At 68.5% G+C, this 9,810-nt stretch carries 11 protein-coding genes; 7 read left to right on the forward strand and 4 right to left on the reverse strand.

The window, feature by feature from the left end:
- Both AC27VN_RS22060 and murJ read right to left on the reverse strand, forming a co-directional pair.
- The coding region (locus tag AC27VN_RS22060) for a SirB1 family protein (protein WP_490877904.1) at nt 1-811 on the reverse strand (811 nt) is incomplete at its 3' end.
- Between the two features lie 88 nt (nt 812-899).
- Entirely contained in the window at nt 900-2,453 is a 1,554-nt protein-coding gene (murJ, locus tag AC27VN_RS22065; protein ID WP_490877905.1) for a murein biosynthesis integral membrane protein MurJ, read from the reverse strand.
- 116 nt (nt 2,454-2,569) lie between these two features.
- Here murJ and rpsT point away from each other — a divergent pair, with 116 nt between their 5' ends.
- Nucleotides 2,570-2,884 carry a 30S ribosomal protein S20 gene (rpsT, locus tag AC27VN_RS22070; RefSeq protein ID WP_057590666.1) on the forward strand — a complete coding sequence of 105 codons (315 nt, stop codon included), beginning with the start codon at nt 2,570-2,572 and terminating at the stop codon, nt 2,882-2,884.
- A 138-nt stretch (nt 2,885-3,022) separates the two neighbouring features.
- On the opposite strand, the gene AC27VN_RS22075 is transcribed toward rpsT, so the two are convergent.
- Nucleotides 3,023-3,388, reverse strand: coding sequence for a DUF3579 domain-containing protein (locus AC27VN_RS22075; protein WP_057590667.1), 366 nt, complete (start codon nt 3,386-3,388; stop codon nt 3,023-3,025).
- Between the two features lie 170 nt (nt 3,389-3,558).
- On the opposite strand from AC27VN_RS22075, the gene AC27VN_RS22080 reads away from it, so the two are divergent.
- From AC27VN_RS22080 to AC27VN_RS22090, 3 genes are read left to right on the forward strand one after another with little or no spacing between them, the layout of a single operon-like run.
- Nucleotides 3,559-4,767, forward strand: a complete 1,209-nt coding sequence (locus AC27VN_RS22080; RefSeq protein WP_490877906.1) for an aspartate aminotransferase family protein — start codon at nt 3,559-3,561, stop codon at nt 4,765-4,767.
- A complete protein-coding gene (argF, locus tag AC27VN_RS22085; RefSeq protein WP_208510212.1) occupies nt 4,764-5,699 on the forward strand; it encodes an ornithine carbamoyltransferase in 936 nt (311 codons plus the stop codon). The genes AC27VN_RS22080 and argF overlap by 4 nt, the downstream gene beginning before the upstream one ends.
- Before the next feature lie 38 nt (nt 5,700-5,737).
- Nucleotides 5,738-6,055 (forward strand): YkgJ family cysteine cluster protein, encoded by a 318-nt coding sequence (locus AC27VN_RS22090; RefSeq protein WP_203204912.1) that lies wholly within the window; start codon nt 5,738-5,740, stop codon nt 6,053-6,055.
- Here AC27VN_RS22090 and AC27VN_RS22095 read toward each other — a convergent pair whose 3' ends face one another.
- Nucleotides 6,056-6,532: an Lrp/AsnC family transcriptional regulator gene (locus AC27VN_RS22095; protein ID WP_209541257.1), complete on the reverse strand. Its 477-nt coding sequence runs from the start codon at nt 6,530-6,532 to the stop codon at nt 6,056-6,058.
- Between the two features lie 224 nt (nt 6,533-6,756).
- On the opposite strand from AC27VN_RS22095, the gene kynB reads away from it, so the two are divergent.
- From kynB to kynA, 3 genes are read left to right on the forward strand one after another with little or no spacing between them, the layout of a single operon-like run.
- On the forward strand, nt 6,757-7,395 hold the full coding sequence (gene kynB, locus AC27VN_RS22100) for an arylformamidase (RefSeq protein ID WP_490877907.1): 639 nt from the start codon (nt 6,757-6,759) through the stop codon (nt 7,393-7,395).
- Nucleotides 7,396-7,408: 13 nt separating this feature from the next.
- On the forward strand, nt 7,409-8,689 hold the full coding sequence (kynU, locus tag AC27VN_RS22105) for a kynureninase (RefSeq protein WP_490877908.1): 1,281 nt from the start codon (nt 7,409-7,411) through the stop codon (nt 8,687-8,689).
- The gene (gene kynA, locus AC27VN_RS22110; protein ID WP_490877909.1) at nt 8,686-9,534 is read left to right on the forward strand and encodes a tryptophan 2,3-dioxygenase; all 849 of its coding nucleotides are present in this window, start codon (nt 8,686-8,688) and stop codon (nt 9,532-9,534) included. The genes kynU and kynA overlap by 4 nt, the downstream gene beginning before the upstream one ends.
- Nucleotides 9,535-9,810: the final 276 nt, after the last annotated feature.

The following is a 9,810-nucleotide window of genomic DNA, read 5'->3' on the forward strand; positions in this document are numbered from 1 at the left end:
CGTCGATGTCGAGTGCGTCCTCGGCATGGGCCAGGTAGGCCTCGAGGTCGCGCACCGCGGCGGCCGTGCTGCCCTGCTCGGCATGGGCGATGCCGCGGTCGCGGTACTCGCCCCAGGCCTCGGGCAGCAGCGCAATGATGCGGTCGAGCACGGCGATGAGCCGCTGCCAGTCCTCCTGCGCGCGGTGCACTTCCTTCAGGTTGCGCAGCATGCGGCCGATGATCTCGCGCGAGCTCGCGGGCTGCAGGTACAGGCCCAGCGGCACGTCGAATTCGCCGACCAGGCCGTTGCCGCGCTTGTAGGGCTCGAGCCGCTCGCTGAGCTCCTCGCGCGAGAGCGACTTGCCGGTGAAGGGATCGATCACCACCTGCCCCTTGGGCAGCGTCACCTTGAGCATGAAGTGCCCCGGGAAACCGATGCCGCGCGCCTGCAGCCCCAGGCCCTGCGCCAGCTCCATCCACAGCACCGCGAGCGAGATCGGGATGCCGCGGCGCGTGCGCAGCACCGCGTTGAGATAGCTGTTGTCGGGGTCGTAGTAGTCGTTGACGTTGCCGCCGAAGTTCAGGTCGTTGAAGAAGAACTGGTTGAGCGCGCGCAGCCGCGCGAGCGGCGCGGCGTCGGACGGCAGGCGGCGCTTGAGGCGGGCCAGCAACTGGTCGACGTCGCCGAGCACCTGCTGGACGTCGAGGTCGGGGTACTCGTCCTGCGCGATGCTGGCGGCGGCTTCGAGCAGCGGGAACTGGTCGTCGCTCTGCACGAGCGACTCGAAATACTCGAGTGCGGTGGGGACCTGGAAGCTGAACGTCGTCATGTGGCTTTGTAGAGGAGCGGGGCCGGCAGCGTCAAGGCGGGGGACATGCGGATTGCCAAGGCCTACGGCACTGCCGATCGTCGGGGGCTCAGCGCCGCATGAAGCTGCGCAGCCGCACGCCGGCGGCGGCCAGCACCGCGAAATAGAGCAGCGCGGCGCCGGTCACCAGCATCGCGAGCAGGCCGATGCGCCAGAAGCGCTGCTCGCGCAGGCCGATCCAGTCGAAATGCCCCGAGGCCCAGGCCAGCAGCGCGGCCAGCACCAGCGAGCCTGCGAGCACCTGCAGCGCGAAGCGGCCCCAGCCGGGCTCGGGCTTGTAGCTGCCGCGGCGGATCAGGCCCGCCAGCAGCCAGCTCGCGTTGACCAGCGCGCCGATGCCGATGGTCAGGGTCAGCGCCGCGTGCTGCAGCACCGGTACCAGGAACAGGTTGAGCACCTGGGTCAGGATCAGCACGCCGACCGCGATCAGCATCGGCGTGCGCGTGTCGTGCTTGGCGTAATAGCCGGGCGCGAGCACCTTGATGGCCACGATGCCGACCAGGCCGACGCCATAGCCCATCAGCGCGACGGTGGTGCGGCGCACGTCCTCGCCGCCATAGGCGCCGTTGTGGAACAGCACCGCCACCAGCGGCTGCGAGAACAGCAGCAGCGCCACCGCGCACGGCGCCGCGAGCAGCAGCACCAGGCGCAGGCCCCAGTCGAGCAGCGACGAATAGCGCGCGTCGTCCTTGGCCGCGCGCGCGCCGGCCAGCTGCGGCATCAGCACCACGCCCAGCGCCACGCCCAGCATGGCGGTCGGGAACTCCATCAGCCGGTCGGCATTGGTGACCCAGGTCACGCTGCCGGTGGCCAGGTGCGAGGCGATCTGCGTGTTGATCAGCAGCGAGATCTGCGCCACGCTCACGCCGAGCAGCGCGGGCAGCATGAGGCGCGCGATCTTGCGCGTGTCGGGGTCCGACCACGCCGTGCGCAGCGCCTTGAAGCTCGCGCCGATGCGCGGCAGCAGCCCCAGCTTGCGCAGCGCGGGCAGTTGCAGCGCCAGTTGCAGCACCCCGCCCACCATCACGCCCACGCACTGGGCATAGATCGGCTCGATGCCCCAGCGCCGGAACAGCGGCGCGCCGAACAGGATCGACAGGATCAGCGCGATGTTGAGCAGCACCGGCGAGGCGGCCGGCACCGCGAACTTGCGCCAGGTGTTGAGAATGCCGCCGGCCAGCGCCACCAGCGACATGAAGCCGATGTAGGGGAACATCCAGCGCGTCATGACCACCGCGGCATCGAAGCCCGCGAGGCCGCTGGCCATGGCCCAGACCAGCCACGGCGCGCCGACCACGCCGGCCACGCACACCAGCACCAGCATCCAGGTCAACAGCGTGGCGACATGGTCGACCAGTTCCTTGGCGCCAGCATCGCCGCGCTCGGTGCGGGTGGCCGCCAGCACCGGCACGAAGGCCTGGCTGAACGCCCCCTCGCCGAAAACCCGACGGAACAGGTTCGGAATGCGGAAGGCGACGTTGAAGGCGTCGGTCAGCGCGCTGACGCCGAACACCGAGGCGAACAGCACGTCGCGCACGAGGCCGGTGATGCGCGAGGCGAGGGTCAGCAGGGAGACGGTGGAGGCGGATTTGAGCAGCGACACGGGGGGAGTGTAGGCCCCGCAAAGCCCGTGAAATGGCGGTTCTGGCCAGATTTCCGCACCCGGCCTATAATGGAGGGCTTTGCTGCATCATCCTCAGACACTGAGAGAACACTACCATGGCATCTACCAAGCCCAAGAAGAAGAACCCGCGCCTGGCGTCGGGCCGCAAGCGCGTCCGCCAGGACACCAAGCTGAACGCAGCGAACACCTCGCTGCGCTCGAAGTACCGCACCGCCGTCAAGAACGTCGAAAAGGCTGTTCTGGCCGGCGACAAGACCAAGGCGACCGAGCTGTTCGCCAAGGCCCAGAGCATCGTCGACACGGTCGCCGACAAGGGCATCTTCCACAAGAACAAGGCTGCTCGCGACAAGAGCCGCCTGTCGGCCAAGGTCAAGGCCCTGGCCCTCGCGCCTGAAAAGGCCGCCGCCTGACACCTGTCAGGCAAGCCCGGACCGGTTCGCACCGGTCCGCCGTTTGATCGGGGTGCGCTGCAGCAAAGTGAAAAACCGCCTTCGGGCGGTTTTTTCATGGGCGAACGGTTTGTCGAAAAAGGAAAAGCGGTCGACCGCTCAGGGCTTCTTGACCGGCGTCGGCGGGGTCCGCTGGAGCCCGTCCTTGTGTTGGTGGTCCGGATCGGGCACCAGGCAGGCCTCGGCCACCTGCAGGTCGTTGTCGCGCGCGAAGTTCACGCAGAAGTCCCAGGCCATGGGTTCGGCCTCGCGCAGCGCGCTGTTCACCACCACGCATTTCACGCCATTGATGGTGGTCGGCACGCACCACGGCGAATAGCTCAGGTGGCTGCCCGGATAGGCCCCGCCGGGCCGGAAGGAGCACATCACGCCGGCCAGCCGCTCGGCCCAGTCGCTCGGGCGAAAGGTGCGGCCGTCGTGCGTGATGCCTTGGATGAAGATCTCGGTGGCGGTGGGGGAAATCATCGTTTGGGAAGAGGCGACCGCGAGCCGTAGCGAGCTGTTGCGGTGCAGCAAGGATTCTATCCGCGCCCTCCCGCCTTCCACCCGCCGCAGGGCATTGCTGTGATGCGGAATCCTCAACGCCAGCGTCAAACTCGCCGCCTAGAATCCGCCTTCCCTTACTGGAGAACCGAATGAGCGCTACCGTCGAGCCCACCTCGCCCCACGTCATGAACACCTACGGCCGCCTTCCGATCGCGCTGTCGCACGGTCAGGGTTGCCGAGTCTGGGACACGAACGGCCGCGCCTACCTCGACGGCCTCGGCGGCATCGCCGTCAACACGCTGGGCCACAACCATCCCGAGCTGGTGCCCGCGCTGCAGGACCAGGTCAGCAAGCTGATCCACAGCTCCAACTACTACCACGTGACCGGCCAGGAAAAGCTCGCCACCAAGCTGACCGAGATCTCGGGCCTGACCAACGCCTTCTTCTGCTGCACCGGCCTCGAAGCCAACGAAGCCGCCCTGAAGCTGGCGCGCAAGTTCGGCCACGACAAGGGCATCGAGCGCCCCGAGATCGTGGTCTATGAAGCCGCCTTCCATGGCCGCAGCATCGCCACCCTGTCGGCCACCGGCAATCCCAAGGTGCAGAAGGGCTTCGGCCCGCTGGTCGAGGGCTTCATCCGCGTGCCGCTCAACGACATCGAGGCCCTGAAGAAGGCCACCGAGGGCAACCCCAACGTGGTCGCCGTGTTCTTCGAGACCATCCAGGGCGAAGGCGGCATCCACCCGATGCGCATCGAGTACCTGAAGCAGGTGCGCGCGCTGTGCGACGAGCGCGACTGGCTGATGATGATCGACGAGGTGCAGTGCGGCATGGGCCGCACCGGCAAGTGGTTCGCCCACCAGTGGGCCGGAATCTTGCCCGACGTCATGCCGCTGGCCAAGGGCCTGGGCTCGGGCGTGCCGATCGGCGCCGTGGTGGCCGGCCCCAAGGCCGCCAACATCTTCGGCCCCGGCAACCACGGCACCACCTTCGGCGGCAACCCGCTCGCCATGCGCGCCGGCATCGAGACCATCCGCATCATGGAAGAGCAGAAGCTGCTCGAGAACGCCGCCAACGTCGGCGCCCACCTGAAGGCCGCGCTCGAGCGCGAACTGGGCGGCCTGCCCGGCGTGAAGGAAGTGCGCGGCCAGGGCCTGATGCTGGGCATCGAGCTCGACCGTCCCTGCGGCGCGATCCTCAACCGCGCCTGCGATGCCGGCCTGCTGCTGAGCGTGACCGCCGACAGCGTGATCCGCCTGGTGCCGCCGCTGATCCTGAGCATCGCCGAGGCCGACGAGATCGTCGCCATCCTCGCGCCGATCGTGAAGACCTTCCTCTCGGAGCCCGCCCCCAAATGACGAGTGCCAGCGCGACGCCAGCCATCCGCCACTACCTGCAGTTCTCGGACTTCTCGGCCGACGAGTACACCTACCTGTTCGACCGCATGGCGGTCATCAAGAAGAAGTTCAAGACCTACGAGAAGCACCAGCCGCTGACCGACCGCACGCTGGCCATGATCTTCGAGAAGGCCAGCACGCGCACCCGCGTGAGCTTCGAGGCCGGCATGTACCAGCTCGGCGGCAGCGTGGTGCACCTGACCACGGGCGACAGCCAGCTCGGCCGCGCCGAGCCGATCGAGGACAGCGCCAAGGTCATCAGCCGCATGGTCGACCTGGTGATGATCCGCACCTACGAGCAGACCAAGATCGATGCCTTCGCCGCGCATTCGCGCGTGCCGGTCATCAACGGCCTGACCAACGAGTTCCATCCCTGCCAGATCCTCGCGGACATCTTCACCTACATCGAGCACCGCGGCTCGATCCAGGGCAAGACCGTGGCCTGGGTGGGCGACGGCAACAACATGGCCAACACCTGGCTGCAGGCCGCCGAGATCCTCGGCTTCACCGTGCACGTGAGCACGCCCAGCGGCTACGAGGTCGACCAGTCGATCGCCGGCATCCGCTCGGGCGACAGCTACAAGGTCTACAAGGACCCGATGGAAGCCTGCCGCGGCGCCGACCTCGTGACCACCGACGTCTGGACCAGCATGGGCTACGAGGCCGAGAACGAGGCGCGCCGCAAGGCCTTCGCCGACTGGTGCGTGGACGAGGAGATGATGCGCGTGGCCCAGCCCGACGCGCTGTTCATGCACTGCCTGCCCGCGCACCGCGGCGAGGAAGTGCAGGCCGAGGTCATCGACGGCCCGCAGTCGGTGGTCTGGGACGAGGCCGAGAACCGCCTGCATGCGCAGAAGGCGCTGATGGAGTTCCTGCTGCTCGGCAGGCTCTGAGCGCCCCTTCCCTCGCCTCCTTCGACGCACAGCCCGCCATGAACGCCTGCCAGCAATGCGGCGCCTGCTGCGCCAGCTACCGCGTCGACTTCAGCGTGCACGAGCTCGACGACAACGGCGGCCGGGTGCCTTCGGGCCTGGCCGTCGAGGTCAACGACGCGCTGTGCCGCATGCGCGGCACCGACCACACGCCCGCGCGCTGCGCGGCCCTCACGGGCAAGATCGGCCAGTCGGTGGCCTGCGGCATCTACGAGTGGCGGCCCAATCCCTGCCATGAGCTGCAGGCCGGCAGCGATGCCTGCCAGCGCGCGCGGCTGCGGCACGGGCTCGGCGCGCTGCCCGACACCCTGCACTGATCAGGTCGCCGGCACCGGCAGGCCGCCCACGCGGCCCTTGAATTCCTGCAGCGAGAAATAGGTCTGCACGTGGCGCACGCCCGGCAGGCGGTGCAGCTTGCGCTGCAGCAGCTCCGAGTAGGCGTCGAGGTCCTTCGCCACCACCACCAGAATGAAGTCCTCGGGCCCAGAGATGCCGTGGAACATCACGACCTCGGGAATGGCGCAGACCGCGTCCTCGAAGGCGCGCGACGAGATCTCGGTCTGGTGGTCGATGCCCACCATCACGAAGGCCATCACGCCGAAGCCCAGCGCGCGCCGGTTCAGGCCCGCGTGGTAGCCGCCGATCACGCCGTCGTCCTCGAGCTTCTTCACGCGCCGCCAGCACGGCGACTGCGACAGGTGCGCCATCTGCGCGAGCTCGCCCGAGGTCAGGCGGGCGTTGTCCTGCAGCGCGCGCAGCAGCTGGAGGTCGGTGCGATCGAGGTCGGCTTGCATGATTTTTTCCAGAATCGGTCGTTTGAGAATGGATTATCCAATTTCATTCGAACCCATGGATAACTTCTCGACTTCAAGCAACTCTTGCGAATAGCATCCGGCTGCACGCAACGGCTTGTGGCAAGCCGGCATCCAGCCCACACTGGCTGCCTCGGCCCACCGGCATTGTTGCCACCCGAACCCCACCCTTCGTGACACCGCTTCGTGACACCGATCTAGCCACCATGACCGCACCACGCCGACTCTGGGACATCTCCGCCCCCGTGCACGCGGGCAGCCCGGTGTTTCCGGGCGACACGCCCTATACGCAACAGTGGTGCGCCACCATCGGGCCGGGCTGCCCGGTCAACGTGAGCGCGATCACGATGTCGCCGCACGTGGGCTCGCACGCCGATGCGCCGCTGCACTACGACCCCGAGGGCGCGACCATCGGCGACGTCTCGCTCGACGCCTTCATCGGCCCCTGCCGCGTGATCCACGCCATCGGCCGCAGCCCGCTGGTCGAATGGGCGCACATCGCCCACGCGATCACGAGCCAGCTGCCGCCGCGGGTGTTGGTGCGCACCTATGCCGCCATGCCGGTCGATCGCTGGGACGGCCAGCTCGCCGCCTATGCGCCGTCCACGGTCGAGCGCCTCGCGGCCATGGGCGTGAAGCTCATCGGCATCGACACCGCGAGCATCGACCCGGCCGACAGCAAGACCCTCGACAGCCACCAGGCGATCCGCCGCCGCGGCCTGCGCGTGCTCGAGAACCTCGTGCTCGACGAGGTGCCCGAGGGCGACTACGAACTCATCGCGCTGCCGCTCAGGCTGGTGAGCGCCGATGCCTCCCCCGTTCGCGCCGTGCTGCGCGAGCTTTGATCCGCCAAGACCCATGACGACCACCCTCGAAGACTGCCGCGCGCTCGACGCGCAAGACCCGCTGCGCGCCCTGCGCGACCAGTTCACGCTGCCCGAAGGCGTGATCTACCTCGACGGCAACTCGCTCGGCGTGCTGCCCAAGGCCGCGCCCGCGCGCATCGCCGAAGTGGTGGCCAGGGAATGGGGCGAAGGCCTGATCCGCTCCTGGAACACCGCGAGCTGGTTCGACCTGCCGCAGCGCCTGGGCGACAAGGTCGCGCGCTTGGTCGGCGCCGCGCCCGGCGAGGTGGTGTGCACCGACAGCACCTCGGTCAACCTCTACAAGGTGCTGTTCGCCGCGCTCTCGCAGCAGAAGGACAGCGGCCGCAAGCTGGTGGTGAGCGAGCGCAGCAACTTCCCGACCGACCTCTACATCGCCGAGTCGCTGTGCCGCGAGCGAGGCTTCACGCTCAAGCTGATCGAGGCCGACGAGCTGCCCGGCGCGCTGACCGACGAGGTCGCGGTGCTGATGCTCACGCACGTCAACTACCGCACCGGCGCCATGCACGACATGAAGGCCATCACCGCCGCCGCGCACGAGGCCGGCGCGCTCGCGGTCTGGGACCTGGCCCACAGCGCGGGCGCGGTGCCGGTGGCGCTCAACGAGGCCGAGGCCGACTACGCCATCGGCTGCGGCTACAAGTACCTCAACGGCGGCCCCGGCGCGCCGGCCTTCGCCTGGGTGCACACGCGCCATGCCGGCCGCTTCGAGCAGCCGCTGTCGGGCTGGTGGGGCCATGCGGCGCCGTTCGAGTTCACGCCGCACTACCGGCCCGCGCCGGGCGTGGCGCGCTACCTCTGCGGCACGCAGCCGATCGTCTCGCTGTCGGCGCTCGAATGCGGCCTCGACACCGTGCTCGCGGCCGAGCCCTTCGACGGCGAGCGCGGCGGCATGGGCGCGCTGCGCGCCAAGTCGCTCGCACTCACCGACCTGTTCATCGCGCTGGTCGAGGAGCGCTGCGCGGGCCACGGCCTGTCGCTGGTCACGCCGCGCGAGCATGCGCGCCGCGGCTCGCAGGTGTGCCTGAGCCGCGACGAAGGTGCCTATGCGATCGTGCAGGCGCTGATCGCGCGCAACGTGATCGGCGACTTCCGCGCCGGCGACGCGCAGATGCCCGACATCCTGCGCTTCGGCTTCACGCCGCTGTACCTCGGCTTCGAGGACGTCTGGAACTCCGTCGAACAGCTGGTGCAGGTGCTCGAGACCGGCGAGTGGCGACGCCCCGAATTCAACCGCAAGAACGCAGTGACATGAGCACCGAGAAGCGCCCCGAAGACATCGTCCACGAAGAGAAGGCGCAGCTGGATTTCAGCGCGTCGATGAGCTACGGCGACTACCTGCATCTCGACGAGATCCTCAACGCCCAGCATCCGCTCTCGCCCGCGCACGACGAGATGCTGTTCATCGTGCAGCACCAGACCAGCGAGCTCTGGATGAAGCTGATGCTGCACGAACTGCGCGCCGCCACCGCCTGCATCGCAAGCGAGCAGTTGCCCGATGCCTTCAAGATGCTGGCGCGCGTGAGCCGCATCATGGAACAGCTGGTCGGTGCCTGGACCGTGCTGTCGACCATGACGCCGCCCGAATACACCGCGATGCGGCCCTACCTCGCGAGCTCGAGCGGCTTCCAGAGCGCGCAGTACCGCTGCATCGAGTTCGCGCTCGGCAACAAGAACCCCGCCATGCTCAAGCCGCATGCGCACCGCCCCGACCTGCTGGCCCAGGTCGAAGCCGCCTGGCGTTCGCCCTCGCTCTACGACGAGTCGCTGCGCCTGCTCGCGCGCCACGGCCTGGACGTGCCCGCCGACCGCCTCGAGCGCGACTGGACCCAGCCCTACGAGGCCAGCGACGGCGTCGAGGCCGCCTGGCTGCAGGTCTACCGCGAGCCGCACCGGCACTGGGACCTCTACCAGCTCGGCGAGAAACTCACCGACATCGAGGATGCCTTCCGCCTCTGGCGCTTCCGCCACGTCACCACCGTCGAACGCGTGATCGGCTTCAAGCGCGGCACCGGCGGCACGGGCGGCGTGAGCTACCTGCGCAAGATGCTCGACGTGGTGCTGTTCCCCGAGATCTGGCGCCTGCGCACCGACCTCTGAGTGCCCGCGCGGCCGCACCCGGCCGCGCACGATTCGCCTCCTACAATCCGCGCGGCACCGGCGCTTCAAGACACGACGAGGCCCTGCGATCCTTCGCCTTGCCTCGTGCTGCGGGGTACCCCCGCGGTGGATGGATGGTTGCCCATTCCGGCGCGCAAGCGGGACTGCGCTCACGCGCAGGACAGCTGGCGCTTCACCGGCTGGTTGAAGCGCCGTGGCCACCCTCTTCAACGGCTTCGCGGCCTTCATCCATGACGCGTGAACCGAATTACAGGG

The sequence above is a fragment of the Variovorax sp. 20P10.2.4 genome, assembly GCF_058244205.1.

Excerpts from the sequence above, each read along its gene's own strand:
- rpsT (WP_057590666.1), top strand. The coding sequence starts at position 2,570 with ATGGCATCTACCAAGCCCAAGAAGAAGAACCCGCGCCTGGCGTCGGGC.
- AC27VN_RS22075 (WP_057590667.1), bottom strand. The coding sequence starts at position 3,388 with ATGATTTCCCCCACCGCCACCGAGATCTTCATCCAAGGCATCACGCAC.
- AC27VN_RS22080 (WP_490877906.1), top strand. The coding sequence starts at position 3,559 with ATGAGCGCTACCGTCGAGCCCACCTCGCCCCACGTCATGAACACCTAC.
- argF (WP_208510212.1), top strand. The coding sequence starts at position 4,764 with ATGACGAGTGCCAGCGCGACGCCAGCCATCCGCCACTACCTGCAGTTC.
- AC27VN_RS22090 (WP_203204912.1), top strand. The coding sequence starts at position 5,738 with ATGAACGCCTGCCAGCAATGCGGCGCCTGCTGCGCCAGCTACCGCGTC.
- AC27VN_RS22095 (WP_209541257.1), bottom strand. The coding sequence starts at position 6,532 with ATGCAAGCCGACCTCGATCGCACCGACCTCCAGCTGCTGCGCGCGCTG.
- kynB (WP_490877907.1), top strand. The coding sequence starts at position 6,757 with ATGACCGCACCACGCCGACTCTGGGACATCTCCGCCCCCGTGCACGCG.
- kynU (WP_490877908.1), top strand. The coding sequence starts at position 7,409 with ATGACGACCACCCTCGAAGACTGCCGCGCGCTCGACGCGCAAGACCCG.
- kynA (WP_490877909.1), top strand. The coding sequence starts at position 8,686 with ATGAGCACCGAGAAGCGCCCCGAAGACATCGTCCACGAAGAGAAGGCG.